Annotated in this window: 18 protein-coding genes; all 18 read left to right on the plus strand. The window is 69.0% G+C overall.

What is annotated here, in order from left to right; all coding sequences use genetic code 11:
• Positions 1-311 precede the first annotated feature (311 nt).
• The 18 genes from ACODRZ_RS14835 to ACODRZ_RS14920 all read left to right on the plus strand — a co-directional run bounded on the left by ACODRZ_RS14835 (position 312) and on the right by ACODRZ_RS14920 (position 16,305).
• The gene (locus ACODRZ_RS14835; protein WP_488971613.1) at positions 312-1,625 is read left to right on the plus strand and encodes a sigma-54 interaction domain-containing protein; all 1,314 of its coding nucleotides are present in this window, start codon (positions 312-314) and stop codon (positions 1,623-1,625) included.
• Positions 1,622-1,987 (plus strand): flagellar hook-basal body complex protein FliE, encoded by a 366-nt coding sequence (gene fliE, locus ACODRZ_RS14840; RefSeq protein WP_488971614.1) that lies wholly within the window; start codon positions 1,622-1,624, stop codon positions 1,985-1,987. Before ACODRZ_RS14835 ends, fliE begins: the two co-directional genes overlap by 4 nt.
• 3 nt (positions 1,988-1,990) lie before the next feature.
• Entirely contained in the window at positions 1,991-3,646 is a 1,656-nt protein-coding gene (gene fliF, locus ACODRZ_RS14845) for a flagellar basal-body MS-ring/collar protein FliF (protein ID WP_488971615.1), read from the plus strand.
• Positions 3,646-4,659, plus strand: a complete 1,014-nt coding sequence (gene fliG, locus ACODRZ_RS14850) for a flagellar motor switch protein FliG (RefSeq protein WP_488971616.1) — start codon at positions 3,646-3,648, stop codon at positions 4,657-4,659. The genes fliF and fliG overlap by 1 nt, the downstream gene beginning before the upstream one ends.
• Positions 4,652-5,272 carry a FliH/SctL family protein gene (locus tag ACODRZ_RS14855; protein WP_488971617.1) on the plus strand — a complete coding sequence of 207 codons (621 nt, stop codon included), beginning with the start codon at positions 4,652-4,654 and terminating at the stop codon, positions 5,270-5,272. The genes fliG and ACODRZ_RS14855 overlap by 8 nt, the downstream gene beginning before the upstream one ends.
• A 136-nt stretch (positions 5,273-5,408) precedes the next feature.
• Positions 5,409-6,722 carry a FliI/YscN family ATPase gene (locus ACODRZ_RS14860; RefSeq protein ID WP_488971618.1) on the plus strand — a complete coding sequence of 438 codons (1,314 nt, stop codon included), beginning with the start codon at positions 5,409-5,411 and terminating at the stop codon, positions 6,720-6,722.
• Positions 6,719-7,144, plus strand: coding sequence for a hypothetical protein (locus tag ACODRZ_RS14865; RefSeq protein ID WP_488971619.1), 426 nt, complete (start codon positions 6,719-6,721; stop codon positions 7,142-7,144). The genes ACODRZ_RS14860 and ACODRZ_RS14865 overlap by 4 nt, the downstream gene beginning before the upstream one ends.
• 39 nt (positions 7,145-7,183) lie before the next feature.
• Positions 7,184-9,133, plus strand: a complete 1,950-nt coding sequence (locus ACODRZ_RS14870; RefSeq protein ID WP_488971620.1) for a hypothetical protein — start codon at positions 7,184-7,186, stop codon at positions 9,131-9,133.
• A gap of 29 nt (positions 9,134-9,162) precedes the next feature.
• Positions 9,163-9,759 (plus strand): flagellar basal body-associated FliL family protein, encoded by a 597-nt coding sequence (locus ACODRZ_RS14875; RefSeq protein WP_488971621.1) that lies wholly within the window; start codon positions 9,163-9,165, stop codon positions 9,757-9,759.
• A complete protein-coding gene (locus ACODRZ_RS14880) occupies positions 9,759-10,640 on the plus strand; it encodes a FliM/FliN family flagellar motor switch protein (RefSeq protein ID WP_488971622.1) in 882 nt (293 codons plus the stop codon). The genes ACODRZ_RS14875 and ACODRZ_RS14880 overlap by 1 nt, the downstream gene beginning before the upstream one ends.
• Positions 10,641-10,655: 15 nt before the next feature.
• Entirely contained in the window at positions 10,656-10,958 is a 303-nt protein-coding gene (fliN, locus tag ACODRZ_RS14885) for a flagellar motor switch protein FliN (RefSeq protein WP_488971623.1), read from the plus strand.
• Positions 10,958-11,224, plus strand: a complete 267-nt coding sequence (locus ACODRZ_RS14890) for a flagellar biosynthetic protein FliO (RefSeq protein WP_488971624.1) — start codon at positions 10,958-10,960, stop codon at positions 11,222-11,224. The genes fliN and ACODRZ_RS14890 overlap by 1 nt, the downstream gene beginning before the upstream one ends.
• A gap of 107 nt (positions 11,225-11,331) precedes the next feature.
• The gene (fliP, locus tag ACODRZ_RS14895) at positions 11,332-12,105 is read left to right on the plus strand and encodes a flagellar type III secretion system pore protein FliP (RefSeq protein ID WP_488971625.1); all 774 of its coding nucleotides are present in this window, start codon (positions 11,332-11,334) and stop codon (positions 12,103-12,105) included.
• Positions 12,106-12,244: 139 nt separating this feature from the next.
• A complete protein-coding gene (locus tag ACODRZ_RS14900) occupies positions 12,245-12,535 on the plus strand; it encodes a flagellar biosynthetic protein FliQ (RefSeq protein WP_488971626.1) in 291 nt (96 codons plus the stop codon).
• The gene (gene fliR, locus ACODRZ_RS14905) at positions 12,532-13,311 is read left to right on the plus strand and encodes a flagellar biosynthetic protein FliR (protein WP_488971627.1); all 780 of its coding nucleotides are present in this window, start codon (positions 12,532-12,534) and stop codon (positions 13,309-13,311) included. The genes ACODRZ_RS14900 and fliR overlap by 4 nt, the downstream gene beginning before the upstream one ends.
• Positions 13,312-13,324: 13 nt before the next feature.
• Positions 13,325-14,464 (plus strand): EscU/YscU/HrcU family type III secretion system export apparatus switch protein, encoded by a 1,140-nt coding sequence (locus ACODRZ_RS14910; protein ID WP_488971628.1) that lies wholly within the window; start codon positions 13,325-13,327, stop codon positions 14,462-14,464.
• Positions 14,465-14,509: 45 nt separating this feature from the next.
• Positions 14,510-15,931: a flagellar filament capping protein FliD gene (gene fliD, locus ACODRZ_RS14915; RefSeq protein ID WP_488971629.1), complete on the plus strand. Its 1,422-nt coding sequence runs from the start codon at positions 14,510-14,512 to the stop codon at positions 15,929-15,931.
• Positions 15,913-16,305 carry a flagellar export chaperone FliS gene (locus ACODRZ_RS14920; protein ID WP_488971630.1) on the plus strand — a complete coding sequence of 131 codons (393 nt, stop codon included), beginning with the start codon at positions 15,913-15,915 and terminating at the stop codon, positions 16,303-16,305. Before fliD ends, ACODRZ_RS14920 begins: the two co-directional genes overlap by 19 nt.
• Positions 16,306-16,332 lie beyond the last annotated feature (27 nt).

Consider the following 16,332-nt stretch of genomic DNA (forward strand, 5'->3'; position numbering starts at 1 on the left):
GGGCGGTATGAGGCCGCGCTGGATTGCTTCGCTGCGCTCGCAATGACGAGTGGGGGTTAGGCAGAAATCGATCCCCGCCGATTCGGCATGCGCAGGCCCGGCCGTCCGCGCGTAAAGAATTATTACCGACACCATGGCGGGCAGGCCGGATTACATCATGCGGTGGTCTTCGGAAGCCCGGTACTCTGCGGGTTTCCGGCAACTAAGGGAGAGCCCTGTACGCAAACCTACGCCCCCTTAAATTACCGCTCTTTTTGCCGTCCCCCGTCATAAGCGCCTTCGGAACACGGTTAATTTCGAAGGAGCGCGACATGACCGGACTGGCGAACACCACCGATCTCGGCACCAACGACTTAGCTCGTCTGCACGGCCCGCTGATGCAGCGTGCGAGCGCCATCGCCGCCTCTCTTTTCGACACCGCTGCAATCGATTTTCGCGATGTGGCGGATCATTCGGCCAGCAAACCCCGCAGCCGCCGTGTAACCCTTTCGCGCGGCAGCACGCCTGCGATCGTACGTGAAGGTGCGAGCCACATCGCCGTCACGTACACCGACCCGGTCAGCGAGGCTTCGCTGGCGATGATCCTGGCCGCGATGGCAGGGCCGGAAGACCCGATCGCCGCCGATCCGGAGAGCCTTTCGGTCTTCGCGCTGGCCGAGCGGCTGGCGGTCAGCGACATTCCCGTCCTCATCAACGGGCCGACCGGCACCGGCAAGGAAGTGCTCAGCCGCTTCATCCACACCCGGTCCAACCGCAGGAATGGCCCGTTCATCGCGGTCAACTGCGCCGCCATGCCCGAGACGATGCTGGAGGCCATGCTTCTCGGCCACCAGAAGGGCGCCTTCACCGGCGCGACCTCTGCCAGCGAGGGCTTCATGCGCGCGGCCGATGGCGGCACCCTCCTGCTCGACGAGATCGCCGAACTGCCGCTGCAACTGCAGGCCAAGCTGCTGCGCGCGCTGCAGGAGCAGGAAGTGGTGCCGATCGGTTCAACGAAGGCGATCAAGGTGGACGTGCGGATCATCGCCTGCGCCAACCGCGACCTGCCCGCCGAAGTCGCCGAAGGCCGCTTCCGCGCCGACCTCTATTACCGCCTCAACGTCTTCCCGCTGGCGCTGCGGCCCTTGCGTGAACGCGCGGACGACGTCGCCCCGCTCGCCTTCGCGCTGGCGCTGCGCCACTCAGCGGTCGCGACGCCGTGCTTCACCGAGGGCGCGCTGGCGATGCTCAAGCTGCATTCGTGGCCGGGCAACGTGCGCGAGTTGGAGAACGTGGTTCGCCGCGCCCTGCTCCTCGCCCACGGCAGCGCGACGATCGCGCCCGAGCACATCGTCTTCGACAGCCCGGCGCGACTGGTCAGCCATCTCGCGATCGGCGGGCTGGCGGTGGCGCACGGCGGTGCGGGCATGGTGCCCGAGGTAGATGAAGGCACCCGCAAGCTCTCCAGTATCGTCCAGCATTCCGAGGCCCGCCACATCGTCGAAGTGCTCGACGCCTGCGGCGGCAACCGCCTGCGCGCGGCCCGCGAACTCGGCATTTCGGAGCGCACCTTGCGCTACCGCCTCGCATCCATGCGTGAGGCGGGCATCGAGATCGGCCACCGCGCCTTCGGAGGCGGCCGATGAACAGCCTTCCGAGCATCGGTGCAGGCGGCGGCATCCAGCAGATCCTCGCGCTGCGCCAGCAGATCATCTCCCGCAACGACCTGCTGCGCGAAATTCACACCGCGCAGGCGGCGAACCAGCCCTCTGCCACCGAAACCCCGGCGGGTGGTTTCGCCTCTTCGCTCCAGAGCGCCTTGAACGGCGTCAGCGCCGTGCAGCAGAAGTCCGAAGCGCTCTCCACCGCCTACGAAAAGGGCGAAGTCACCGACGTCGCCAAGGTCATGCTGGCGCGGCAGGAGGCGGGCGTCGCTTTCGAGGCCACGCTTCAGGTCCGCAACAAGCTGCTGTCCGCCTATCAGGACATCATGCGGATGGGGGTCTGATAGATGGCCGATCTCGTCCCCGCAGGCGGTCCTGCGTCAGCGTTCTCCGGCGGCGGCAGTGTCCTGACGCGGCTTTCCGCGATCACCCAGCAGCCTGCCGTCAAGAAGATGATGCCGGTGTTCATCGGCCTCTCCGCGATCGGCGGCGCGGCGCTGACATGGAGCCTGATGGCCCCGACGCCGCAGCGCGTGCTCTACGCCCAGCTCGACGATTCCGAACGTGCGGGCGTGGCCGAAGCACTCGACGGCGCGCAGATCAAGTACCGCATCGACAACCAGACCGGCGCCCTCACCGTGTCCGAGGCCGACTACTACAAGGCCCGCATGCTGGTGGCGCAGGACGGCGCGCTCTCCACGCCCGAGAGCGGCGACGCGATGCTCGACAAGCTGCCGATGGGCGCCAGCCGCACCCTTGAGGGCGAGCGCCTGCGCTCCGCGCGCGAGCACGACCTGCAGTTGACGATCGGCCAGATCGACGGGGTGGAAGCCGTGCGCGTCCATCTGGCGGAGGCCGAACGCTCGGTCTTCGTGCGCGACAATGTGGCGCCCACGGCTTCGGTGATGGTGCGGCTGCGTTCGGGCCGCAGCCTCAGCCAGAGCCAGGTCGGCGCGATCGTCAACCTCGTCGCCGGATCGGTGCCGGGGCTTTCGCCCGACGCGGTGCGGGTGGTGGACCAGCACGGCCAGCTGCTCTCCGAAAGCGGCAACAACGGCGACAACCAGCGCCTCGACATGCAGTCGCGGCTCGAAGCCAAGCTGCGCGAACAGGTGTCGGCGCTGCTCACGCCAATGCTGGGCGACGGCAAGTTCACCACCGAGACGCAGGTGGAACTGAACATGGATCAGGTCACCGCCGCGCGCGAAAGCTACGACAAGGACGGCGTCGTCCGCTCCGAACAGCAGCAGCAGTCACAGACCACCGGGCCGGGACAGGCGGGCGGCGTGCCGGGCGTCCTCTCCAACACCCCGCCGCCGCAGACGCAGGCCGTCCCCGGCGCGCCGCAGGGTACGCCCACGACCGCGCCGAACGCCGCCGCCCCGCAGAACGGCGAAAGCTCGTCCAGCCGCACCTATGAGCTGGGCCGTCAGGTCTCGGTATCGGAAACCGGCCCCGGCAACATCAAGCGCCTAACCGTCGCCGTCGCCATCAGCGCCGACGCGATGAAGGGCGCGAAACCTCAGGAAATCCAGGACCTGCAGGCGCTCGTCAGCGCGGCGGTCGGCGCCGATCCCGCGCGCGGCGATACGGTGAAGATCGTCACCCGCGCGTTCAGCCCGGTCGCGGTCGAGGCGACGCCGTTCTACGAAACGGACTGGTTCGCGATGATTGTGCGCAACGGTGCGGCGGTGCTTGCGGTGCTGCTGGTGCTGCTGCTCGGCGTGCGGCCGATGATAACCGCGATGCGCGGCGGCAAGCCGGCGAAGAAGGGCAGGAAGGGCGACGTCCAGCTCGACGACAGTCTGCCCAACACTACCGCCGCCCTCACCGCACGCCCCGAGATCGGCAACGTCGAGGGCGTCGCCGTCGAAATCAGCCGCGCCGAACTGCTCGCCCGTCAGCTGGAGATCGCCCAGCGCCTCGTCGCCGAGAAGCCCGACAGCGCCGTCCTCGTCCTTCGCCAGATGCTCAGCCCGCCTGACGACCAGAAAGCCGCCTGATGACCGAAATCGCCAAACTGGCCCCCGTCGACAACGCGGCGGTCATGATGATGCTGCTCGACGAGGATCAGACCACGCACATCCTCTCGGCGCTGGAGCCGCATGAACTGCGCCTGCTCGGCGAAAAGATGGTGCAGCTCGGCGAGATCGGCCCCGACGTGATCGCCAGCGCCATCACCGGCTTCGTCGAGAAGACCGAGAAGATGGGCCTCGTCGTCCATGACCGCGTCGGCCAGGTCCGCACCATGATGCACCGCGCGCTGGGCGAGGTGAAGACCGAGAACATGATGCGCCGCATCGTGCCTGCCGCGCCGGGGCAGACGTCCTCGCTCGAACTGGCACGCTGGCTGACCCCCGATGCGCTGATCCCGCTGGTCCGGGGCGAGCATCCACAGGCCATCGCGGTGCTGTTGATCCAGCTCGACCCCGAAGTCGCCGCCGCCGTGATGCACGGGCTGCCGCCCGAGGTTCAGCCCGAGATCGTCCACCGCATCGCCACCCTCGGCCCCGTCGCGCCGCATGCGCTGGAGATGCTGGAGGAAGTGCTCTCGCGCCGGATTTCCGAGGCCCACGGCGAGCGCCCGCTGCAGATGGGCGGTGCGCGCGAGGCGGCGCAGATCATCAACTCCATCGGCAAGGTCGCGGAAAAGCACGTCATGGGCGCGCTGACCAAGCGCGACAAGCTGCTCGCCCGCCAGATCGAGGAGGAGATGTTCAAGTTCGAACACCTCTTCGTGCTCGACCCGCAGGCGATGGGTGCCCTGCTGCGCGACGTGCCCAACGAACAGCTGATCGATGCACTGAAGGGCATCTCCGAGGACGAGCGCGAGGTCTTCTTCCGCGCCATGTCGAGCCGCGCCGCCGATGGCGTGCGCGACGAGATCGCCGCGCGCGGCCGGGTGAAGCTGGCCGACGTCGTCACCGCGCAGAAGGCCATCGTCGCCGTCGCCCGCAAGCTGGCGGCGGACGGGACGATCGTGTTCGGCTCCTCGGGAGACGACGACTATGTCTGACATGGGCTTCACCATGGGCATCCCGCGCCCGAAGCTGTCGCTGGCCGAGGCGCTGGGACAGGCGCCCGCGTTCCGCCCGAATGCGCGGCTTTGCGGGCTGCCCGAAATGATCGCGCCGCATCACGAACTGGCGGTCGATGCGCCCGACATCCTTGCCGAGACCTACGGGCGCGGCTATGCCGAAGGCCACGCCGCAGCCACCGCCGAAGCCGCCGCGCGCCTGCTGGCGGACGACCGCGCGCGCGAGGAACTGGCGCTGTCGTTCACGCGCCTCGACGCGGCGATGGCCGAGGACTTGCGCCTGCGCCTGCGCGATACCGTCGCGGCCTTGTGCGAGGCGGCGCTCGGCCCTCTGGCGCTGGACGAAGTGGCGCTGATGAACCGCATCACCCGCGCCGTCTCGATGCTGGCGCGCGCCGACGACGAGCGGGTGGTGCGGCTCCATCCGGCCGACATCGACCTCGTTTCCGCTCGCCTTCAGGCTGACTGGACGGTGCAGGGCGACCCCTCGCTGGAACGCGGCACCGTGCGCGTCGAAACCGCGACTGGCGGCGTAGAGGACGGTCCGGCGGCATGGCGCTTAGCCATCGCCGAAGCGCTGCATCAGGCGTGACGGAGCCGCGCTCACACCCTCGTCATCCCGGACTTGATCCGGGACCGCTGGCCGTGAACAGCCCACTTTGCTGCGCGCGCCGCAAGTTCGCATCTAAAGGCAGCCAGCGATCCCGGATCAAGTCCGGGATGACGCCATGAGCTACGCCCGGATCCTCGCCGACTTCGCCGCCGCCCCCGCAGAACTCGGCCCGCGCCGGTTCGGCATCGTCACCGCCTGCGACGGCGGGCTGCTGGAGGTCAGCGGCCTTTCGATCCCGGTCGGCGCGCTGTGCAAGGTGTTCAACGGCCGCTCCACCCTCACCGCCGAGGTGATCGGCTTCCGCAATGGCCGCACGATGATGATGCTCCTGGGCGACACCATCCTGTTGCGCCCCGGCGCCCGCGTGGTGCCCGAGGGCCACCCCGGGATGCTCCCGGTGGGCGAGGCGTTCCTCGGCCGCGCGGTCGATGGCGAGGGGCTGCCGATCGACGGGGGCCTGCCCATCCACACCCGCCTCGAGTGGCCCTCGGGCGGCGTGCGCACCTCCGCGCTCGACCGCAGCCCGGTGCGCCGCCCCTTCGACACCGGCGTGCGCGCCCTGAACGCGATGACCACCTTCGGGATCGGCCAGCGCATCGGCGTGATGGCCGGATCGGGCGTCGGCAAGTCGGTCCTGATCGACATGATCGCACACGGCGCCAGCGCCGAGATCATAGTCGTCGGCCTGATCGGCGAGCGCGCGCGCGAAGTCTCGGATTTCGTCGAGCGGCACATGCACGACGCCAAGCGGCACAAGACCGTCATCGTCGCCGTCCCCGCCGACCACGCCCCCAACCTGCGCCTGCGCGGCGCGATGCTCGCCACATCCATGGCCGAGCACTTCCGCGCACAGGGCCGCAACGTCCTGCTGATCCTCGACAGCCTCACCCGCGTCGCCCATGCCGGGCGCGAGATCGGCCTCTTGCTGGGCGAACCCGGCGCCGCGCGCGGCTACCCCCCTTCCGCCCTCGCCACGATCACCAAGCTGGTCGAGCGCGCGGGCAATTCGGCGGCCAGCGGCGGCGCGATCACCGGGCTCTACACGGTGCTGGCGGACGGCGACAACCAGGACGACCCGGTGGTGGACACCGCCCGCTCGATCCTCGACGGGCATGTCGTGCTCTCGCGCGATCTGGCGCAGCGCGGGCAGTATCCCGCGATCGACATCGCCGCATCGCTCAGCCGCGTGATGAACGACATCGTCCCGCGAGAGCACCAGCAGGCCGCGCGCACCTTCCGCGCGCTGACCGCCAGCTACGAGGCCAACCGCGACCTCGTGCTGATGGGCGCATACCGGCAGGGCGCCGACGCCCAGCTAGACCGCGCCATCGCCATGCACGGCGCACTCACCGGGTTCCTGTGCCAGCCGCAGGGCGAAGTCGTGACGCTGCAACAGAGCGCCGCGCAGCTTGCGGGGCTGATGGGATGACCGCCGAGCGCAAGAAACTCGCGCGCCTGAACCGGCTAGAGAAGCTGCGCGCGATCGCCAAGCAGACCGCCGCCACCGAAGCCGCGCAGGCCGAGAGCACGCTGGCGCAGCTTCAGAACCTCGCCGAGCGCACCCGCGCCCTCGCCGCCACCTACGCCGCGCGCCGCGATGCGCCCGACGGCGCGGCGCTGCATCAGGTGGGGCGCTTCGTCAGCGGACTGCGCACGATCACCAGCACCACCGACGGCGAAACCTTGCGCGCCCGCTCGATCGCCGACGCCAAGCAGCAGGCCCTCGTCGAAGCCGAACGCCGCCGCGCCGCCATTGAGGACCGCGCCGCCGCACAGGCCCGCGTGGTCGCCAGCAAGGCGCAAGTGCCCGCGCTGGGCGGCAAGCGCAAGAATGGCACGGAACTTGATTAACCTTTTGCCGAACCGCCTTCCAGCAGGACCCCGAGCCGCATGATCCAGAGCACCGCCCCTTCCCTCACCGCCGCCCTGCCTCCGGCGAGCGGAGCCCCTGCCGCCTCTGCGGCAGGCGGCGACTTCGCCGCCCTGCTGGGCGCGGCGCCTGCGGTTGCGGCATTGCCGGCGGAGGGCGCTGCCATGCCGATGGTCGCGGCGCTCCCGGTGGCGGAGCAGAAGGCTGCCGCGCCCTTGTCCGAAGCGGTAAAAGGCGCGCAGGACGGCCTCGCAGCACTGGTCAGGCAGGCTGGTGCTGCATCACAAGCGCCAACGATTTCCTTGCCCGTGACGCCCGGAAATCCGATGATTTCGGCCAACTCCGCTACGCCTGCGGCCGCCACCTCGCCGATTGCCCTGACGGCGGATCTTGCCGCGCTTGCGAAGCCCGCCGAGCAAAGCGCGCCTGCGGCCGCTGCCGTGCCGATGCCCTTTCCTGCAAAGGCTGGCGGATCCGCTCTGAAAGCGCCGCCGACTCTCGCAAAGGCGGCGATCACCGCCGACGCTCCCATGCCGAAGGCCGACGTGGAGGCATTGCCGGTCGTGAAGTCGGACGGCAAGAGCGGCAAGCCCACCGGCAAGTTGTTGCCGCCGGCCACCGAGGCCCGGCCAGCCAAAGCCAAGGACGAGACCGCAGCGTCCGACGCATCGCAGGCCAATGCAGCTCCAGTCAGTCAGCCGGGCGATGGCGGGGTAGCGGCGAAGGTCGGTGTGGATCTTCCGATCCCGGCGCCGATTGCGGGTGCTGCTCCGCCGGTGCCAGAAGCGTCGGCTCCTCGCCCCGCAGCCGCTCCGACACAGGACGCAGCAACGCCGGTGACTTCGCGTCCCGCCGCTGCCATCGTGATCCCCGCCGAAGTGCGCGCCATCCGGTTCGAGCCGATCGAAATCGTGCGCGCTCCCGCAAGGCCGATCCCGGTAGCGGCTGGTTCGGCAGCCGGACCGGTGCCCGAAGCCCTGCCTGTGGCCGACGCGGTGCTCCCCGTGATGCCCGATCGTGCCGCGCTGCCGATCGTCCCTCAGAGCGATGCCGAACCTTCCGCGCCGAGCGCGCGCCCGATCGTGAATGCAGCCGTCGTGGCTGCCGAGGCAGACCAACCGGCAGCGCCGAGCCTCGCTTCGCAGCCGCAGGTCGCCGCGCGCGATCCGCTTGCACGACAGGCTATTGCCGACCCGCAGGGCGAGCCAGCAACCCCGCTTCCGACCAACGCCACGTCTGCCGCCCCTACCGCTGTGCCGACTGCCGCCGCGATCGCGACTTCGATCACGCGCGCGGAACGCTCAGACGCGGCACCTTCCGCCATCGCCCCGGAGGAATCGGGCGAAACCGAAACGCGCACGCAGGCCGAGGCCGACAAGCCCGCTGCCCGCCCCGTTGAGACGGCAGCGCGCCCGGCCACCGGCCAGCCGCTTACGGCGGACCTTGCCCCCGCTACCCCAGACGCGGCCGTGTCCGCACCTGCGGCTCCCACCGAAACGCCGCATGACTTCGACACCCTCGTCTCGCGTCTGGCCGACGCGCGCGAGGCGGCAGCGCCGCATGTCGTGCGCACCGCCTTCGAGCATGCCGAGTTCGGCCGCGTCGCGATGCAGCTGGGGCAGGACGAGAGCGGCCTGTCGGTGACGCTCTCCAGCCGCGACGCGGACTTCGCGCCCTCCGTTCAGGCTGCGGCCGCCGTGGTGGCGGCCAGTGGGGCGAGCGGCGCAGCGGGCGGCAATGCCGACCAGCAGCGCCACGATGCGCCGACCTCGCAGCAGCAGAATCCGAACGGTCAGGCTCAGCAGGCCCGCGCCGAGGCCTCCGGCCAGAACGCCAGCCAGAACACCGGTCACAACGGGAGCCAGCAGCGCCGCGAAGGCCATGCCTCCCGCCAGCAGGACCAGCACCCGGCCGCCGGTTCCGGCCCCCGCCCGCGCGGCGAACCGCAGCAGGGCGGCGTCTACGCCTGAGCCGCCACCACAACAGGGGATTTTCGTGAATGAGTGACAAGCCGTCCAAGGGCGATGACGAGGCGCCTAAGAAGAAGAAAGGCAAGCTGGGCATCATCATCATCGCCGTCGCCATGCTGGCGGTGGGCGGTGGCGGCGTGTTCGGGCTGATGGCGGCAGGCGTCATCGGCGGCGGCCATGCCGAGGAGAAGAAACCCGAAGGCCCGCAGCTCATCAGGAAGGGCGAAGTCGACCCCTACGCCCCGCCCGCCAAGGAAGGCGAGGGCGAAGGCGGCGCGCCCGAAGCCGAAAGCGAGGGCGGTGACGAATATCGCACCGCCTACTTCACCTTTACCGACGACTTCACCTCGAATCTCAAGGGTTCAGACGCGATGGTGCAGGCCAGCATTGCCTGCTCCACCCGGCGCGACGGGCGGGTGCTGCAGTGGCTCGCCAAGCACGAACTGGCTATCCGCTCGCAGCTGCTCAGCATCCTTGCCGATACCTCGGAGGACGATGCCTCGACGCCCGAGGGCAAGGACCGCCTGCAAAAGCGCATGACCGCCGCGATCAACCAGGTGCTGATCCAGAAGGAAGGGTTCGGCGGCGTCGATGCCGTCTACTTCCGCAACTTCATCGTGCAATGATGGCGAACGCTTCCCCCAAGAAGGCGCGCCATGCCGCCGAACTGCTCGGCGCCGGGCCGTCGATCGCCGAGATGGTGCGTCCGCTGACGCAGCTGGGCGAGACGCTGGCGCGCACGCTGCCCTCCGGCCTCGCCCGCGTGGCGGGAGGCGAGGCGCCGGTGGTCCGCATCGGCATCCCGGCCGAGGGTACGCTGGACGCGCTGATCGCCGAGGAAACCGGTCTCACCGCGCACTCGTTGATGGGGCTTGGCCCCAAGCGCCTGCCGCTGCTCGCCAGCTTCGAGGCGGCGCCGGTGCTGCGCCTGCTCGACCGCACCTTCGGCGGGCGCGGACTGCTGCCCGATCCGCTGCCCACGCGCTTTCCGCTTTCGGCCGAACTGCTGCTGGCGCGCATGGAGGAGGCGATCGCCAATGCCCTTTCCGCCGGGATGGGCGGGGACGAGATCCACCGCGTCATACCGCTGCGGCGCGAGACGGTGCTGGCGCAGCTTGCCCCCTTCGGCCCCGGCGAACCCTTGCTGCGGATCGTGCTGGAGGTGGAGGAAACCGGGGTCGAAGCGTGGTCGCTCGCGCTCGCCTTCCCGCTCGGCACGCTCGCCAGTGCGCTCGTCGCGCCGCGCCGCAAGCGGCGGGTGCCCGCCCGCGTGCGCCGTCCCGGGCCGGACGAGGAGCCCTTCGCCTCGCTCCCGATCGAGGTGACGGCGGTGCTGGTGGACATGACCCTGCCTTTCTCGCGCCTCTCCGCCCTGCGCCCCGGCGACGTGCTGCCGGTGACGGTGGCGCGCGCGGTGCCGCTTCGGGTCGACGGGCGCACCATCGCGGCCGGCACCGTCGGCGAAGTCGAGGACCGTGTCGCGGTCCAGCTCCAGAATGCCTTTTGAGGAACGATTGACGACATGAGCATCCATTCCCGCGGCCTCGATTTCCTTCGCGACGTCGACGTGCGCCTCTCGGTCGAGCTGGGCCGGACACAGATGAAGCTGAAGGACGTGCTGGCGCTGGGGCCGGAAAGCCTCGTCATGCTCGACCGCATGACCGACGAACTGCTCGACGTGCTGGTGAACGGCAAGCCGATCGCCAAGGGCGAGGTCGTCTCGCACAACGGCCGCTTCGGGTTGCGCATCGTCGAGATGCTGGGGGTGGAGGAAACCGCCGCGCCCGACGACGCGCTGGGGCTGCCGGGCGAAAGTGAAGCCTGATGCTGTGGTATTTGCTCAAGCTGCTGGTGCTGCTGCCGCTGATCGCGGCGATGGTGTGGGGATGCCTGCGCCTTGCGAAGATGGTGCAGGCGCGTGCGGGGATCGGCGCGGGGTCGAAGAGCATCCGGATCGTCGAGACGACGATGCTTTCGCCCACACTGAAGCTGGCGGTGATCGAGTTCCATGGCAGGGAGATACTGGTTTCTGCGTCGCGCAACGGGTTGACGCGATTGGCCGAAGCGCCGGCGCGGGAGCGTGTGGAATGACGGTCCTCCCCGGAACGGGGAGGGGGACCACCCGCAGGGTGGTGGAGGGGCACGCGCCGATGACGCGACCTCGCGTTAGCCCCCTGTGCCCCTCCACCATGCTTCGCATGGTCCCCCTCCCCCGTTGGGGGAGGATCTGCGCCGCTCTGCCTTTGCTTCTCTTCTCCACCACCGCCCACGCGCAGGAAGCCCCCGCCGCCATCCCCGGCGCGCTCGATCGCGCGTTCGGCTCGCTGGGCGGCACCGACGGCCCCGGCATGACGATGTCGCTGCAGCTGCTCCTCATCATGGGGCTGCTGACGATCCTGCCCAGCCTGATCCTGATGATGACCAGCTTCACCCGCATCCTCGTGGTGCTCTCGATCCTGCGGCAGGCGATCGGGCTGCAGCAGTCGCCGCCCAATCAGGTGCTGATCGGGCTGTCGATGTTCCTCTCGCTGTTCGTGATGGCGCCGACTCTGGAGGTGGTGAACAAGACTGCCATCGCGCCCTATTCGGCGGGCACGATGAATGCCGAGACCGCCATCCAGAACGGCGGCCGCGCCTTCCACGCCTTCATGATCCGCCAGACCCGCGAGCGCGACCTGCTGATGTTCGCCGAGATGGCGAAAGCCCCGCGGTTCGCCAGTGCGGCGGACGTGCCGTTCTCGATCCTGCTGCCCGCCTTCGTCACCAGCGAACTCAAGACCGCGTTCCAGATCGGCTTCATGCTGTTCCTACCGTTTCTGGTGATCGATCTGGTGGTGTCCTCGGTGCTGATGAGCCTCGGCATGGCGATGATGAGCCCGATGGTGGTCTCGCTGCCCTTCAAGCTGCTGCTGTTTGTGATGGTGGACGGCTGGTCGCTGCTGATGGGCTCGCTGGCCCAGAGTTTCGGGTGATGGGCTTGCGGTGTTCACGATGGGGCTTCGACAAGCTCAGCCTGAGCGGATTTGAGAGGTTTACACTACCCCCGCTCACCCTGAGCTTGTCGAAGGGTCAGGCGCTGCTTGTCGAAGCCCCATCGCGCAAGGCACCGCCATGGATGACATAAGCGCCCTCCTCGCCCTCGCCGACCGGATGCTGTGGGTGACCGCGCTGGTGGCCGCGCCAGTGCTGCTGGCCTCGCTGGCGGTGGGCCTCGTCATCGGGGTGGTGCAGGCGGCGACTTCGGTGAACGAGCAGACGCTGACTTTCGTGCCCAAGCTGGCCGTCATCGCGCTGGTCCTCGTGCTGCTGGGCAGTTCGATGATGACGCTGATCGCCGACTACACGCAGGACATCTTCGCCCAGATCGCCGCCACCGGGCAGCAGACGCAGGCCGGTTCTTGAACGGCATCGACTTCGGCTATGGCCCGCTGGAGGCCGAGTTCTGGCGCCTCGTCTTCGTCATGACCCGCATCGGCGCCGCGCTCGTGGCCGCCCCGCTGTTCGGCGCGGTGACGGTGCCGCCGCAATTGCGCGTCATGGTCGCAGGCGGCGTGGCGGTGCTGGTCTGCGCCTGGACGCCGGTGCAGGCCCCCGCGCAGATGCTCTCGGCGATGGGCATCCTCTCGGTCATGGGCGAAGTGCTGGTCGGCCTGACGCTCGGCTTCATCCTGCAGCTGTCGTTCGCCGCGCCGATCATCGCGGCCGAGATCATCGGCGGCGGCATGGGCATGAACATGGCGGTCGTGGTCGATCCCGTCGCGGGCACGCAGTCCCCGGCGATCGGGCAGTACTTCATGGTGGTGATGACCGTGGTGTTCCTCGCGCTGGGCGCGCACCTGCAGTGGTTCGCCCTGGTGGTGCGATCGTATGAGGTGTTCCCGCCTGGCCAGACATGGCTCGGCCCGGAGCGGTTCGACCTCGTCGCCGGGTTCGCCAGCCAGATGTTCCTCACCGCCGTCGCCATCGCCCTGCCGGTGACGCTGGTGCTGCTGGTGGTGCAGCTGGTGGCGGGCGTGCTGAGCCGCTCGGCCCCGGCGCTCAACCTGTTCTCGCTGGGCCTGCCGATGGGTGTACTGGGCGGGATCGCGGCGCTGATGATCTCCGCCCCCGTCCTCACCGACCTCGTCACCCGCCTTTCCGCCGAAGCCCTGAACCACGCCGAGGAGCTGTTTCAGTGAGCGAGCAAGCCAAATGAGCGAACAGGAAGGCGAGAAGAGTTTCGCCCCGAGCGAAAAGCGCCTGCGCGACGCGGCGAAGCGCGGCGACGTCATCCGCCCGCGCGAACTGGCGATCGCGGCCTCGATGGCGGTCGGTGGCGCCTGGCTGCTGCTGGCGGGGCCATGGCTGCTCGACTTGTGCGAGCGCCTGATCCGCCAGAGCTTCACCTTCGACCGCGCCGCGCTGGACGACTTCGCCCCCGGCACCATGCTGACCGGCGCGCTGGTCGCCGCGCTGCCGCCGATCGCGGTGCTGGGGCTCGGCATCGTCGCGATCTCGCTCATCGCGCAGCTGAGTTTCGGACAGGGCCGCTGGCTCGGCGGCAACCTTGCCCCCAAGGGCTCGCGCATCAATCCGATGTCGGGGCTGAAGCGGGTGTTCGGCCCCTCCGGCTGGATCGAGATGGCCAAGGGCCTCGCCAAAGTCGCGCTGCTGGGCGTCATCGCCTGGGTCTGGGCGCAAGGCCGCATCGACGCCTTCGCGCGGCTGGGGCGCGGCGATGTCTTCGCGCAGCTGTCGTGGGCGTGGAACACGATCGTGCTGCTGCTGTTCTGGCTTTCCGCCGGGCTGTTCCTGATCGCGCTGATCGACCTGCCGATCCAGCTGTTCCGCCGCAACAAGCGCCTGATGATGACCCTGCAGGACGTGCGCGACGAATCCAAGGAAGCCGAAGGCGCGCCGGAAAAGAAGGCCGCGATCAAGGAACGCCAGCGCAAAATCGCCAGCGGCGGCCTCGTCCCCGCTATGAAGCAGGCGCAGTTCGTGATCGCCAACCCCACGCACTTCGCCGTCGCGCTGTCCTACGATCCAGCGAAGGCTTCCGCACCGATCCTCGTCGCCAAGGGCCGCGGCGACACCGCCCTTGCGATCCGCGACCTCGCCGCCGAATACGCGGTGCCGGTGCTGCACTACCCCGCGCTGGCCCGCTCGGTGTTCTACACCACGCGCGAGCGGCAGGTGATCCGCGAGGAACACTACGTCGCGGTGGCGGCGCTGCTGGCCTTCGTGCTGGCGCTGAAACGCGGGGAAAAGCGGCCGAACCCCGAGGTCTCAGTGCCGGTGACGCTGCGGTTCGATGTGGATGGAAGGCTCGATCCGAAGTCAGTTTCCTAGGCTTCACGCCCTTAACCTCTCCCCCAAACCGCCGTTCTAGCAGGCATGACCACCACCTCCTCCACGACTTCGGCCACCACCACGAGTTCGCTCGTGACCGCGCTCGGCGGAGGCAGCGGGGTGGACATGACCGCACTCGCCAACAATCTCGCGCAGGCCCAGTTCGCCTCGCGCAACGATCGGCTGGCGGCGAAGTCCGACAAGCTCGACGCGCAGATTTCCGCCGCCTCCAACATCAAGTCGCTGATGCTCGGCCTCGACACCTCACTCGGCGCGCTGGTGCGTTCGGGCAGCCTTGCGCGTACGCCGCAGGTCGCCAATGCCTCCGTCGCCAGTGCCTCGCTGTCCGGCTCCAGCCAGCCGAGTGGCAGCTATTCGCTCGAAGTCACGCAGCTCGCCAGCCGCCAGCAGCTTGCCAGCGCGCCCTTCGCCGCGACCACCAGCGCGGTCGGCTCTGGCACCCTCACGCTGAAGTTCGGCACCGTATCGGGCAGCAGCTTCGCGCAGGACACGGCGCACGCCGCCGTGGACATCGCCATCCCGCAAGGCGCGACCCTCGCCGACGTCGCCAGCGCGATCAACGGCGCGGATGCAGGCGTCAGCGCCTATGTCACCACCACCGTCGACGGCGCACAGCTGGTGCTCAAGGGCGCGGAAGGAGCCGCCAACGGCTTCGTGCTGGAGAGCGCCGATGCGGGGCTGTCCGCGCTGACGTGGTCGCCGGGATCGGCAAATGGCCAGCTGATGAACACCGCCAGCGACGCCGCCTTCAAGGTCGACGGGCTGTCGATGACGGCGAAGTCCAACACCGTCAACGACGCCATCCCCGGCGTGAAGCTGCAGCTGGCCGCCACCAACACCGGCGCCCCCACCACCGTCGGCTTCTCCGACCCGTCGAGCGCCATCGCCACGTCCATGCAGGACTTCGTCGATGCGCTGAACGAGGTCGTCTCGGCGCTGGGCACCGCGACCTCCATCGGCGGCGACCTTGCCAACGATGCGGGCGCGCGCGCGCTCAAGCGCTCACTTTCCAGCCTTGGCGGCACCACGATCATGCCCGGCGTCACCGGTGCGGCGAAGACGCTGTCCGACCTCGGCCTCAAGATCCAGCGCGACGGCACGTTCGCGCTCGACACCGACCGCCTGAAGGCCACGCAAGGCGCCGATCCCAAGGGCGTCGCGGCAATGTTCACCAACGGCGTCAACGGCGTGTTCGGCACGATCGACAAGATCTACCGCGCCACCACCTCGACCACCGACGCCTATTCGCTGGGCAGCTCGATCGCGAGCTACACCAAGAAGAAGACCGGCCTCACCACCGAGAAATCCGACCTTGCCGAGCAGCAGGAAAAGCTGCGCGCACGGCTGGTGGCGCAGTACACGGCGTCCGAATCGCGGATCGGCGCGTTCAAGTCGACCGGCTCGATGCTGACCAACCAGATCGCCCAGTGGAACAAGTCGAGCTGACGATGCTGAAGCCCTGCTCCCCCCAGGAAGCCTACCGCCGCGTCGATTTCGACGCGCGCGTGGCAGGCGCCGGCCCCGCCGAACTGGTGCACTTGTGCTACGAGCATCTCGTCAGCGCACTGGGCACCGCCGTCCATGCCGACCTGAACGGCGACAACTGCCTCAAGAGCCGCTCCATGACGCGCGCGCTGACCGCGATCACCGCGCTACAGATGGGCGTGGCGGGCGCGGACGGAATGGCGGTGGCGCTGGGCCAACTCTACGAAGGCGCGCGGCGCACGCTGCTCGACAGCGCGCTGGCTTTCGATGCCGAGGCCATCGCCGCGCTGCGCACCGACTTCACCGAAATCGGGCAGGCGCTGCGAGCCGGCTGAGTGCAACGCACCCGTTTCGGTCATTGC

Source organism: Novosphingobium sp. FG90 (assembly GCF_057808725.1).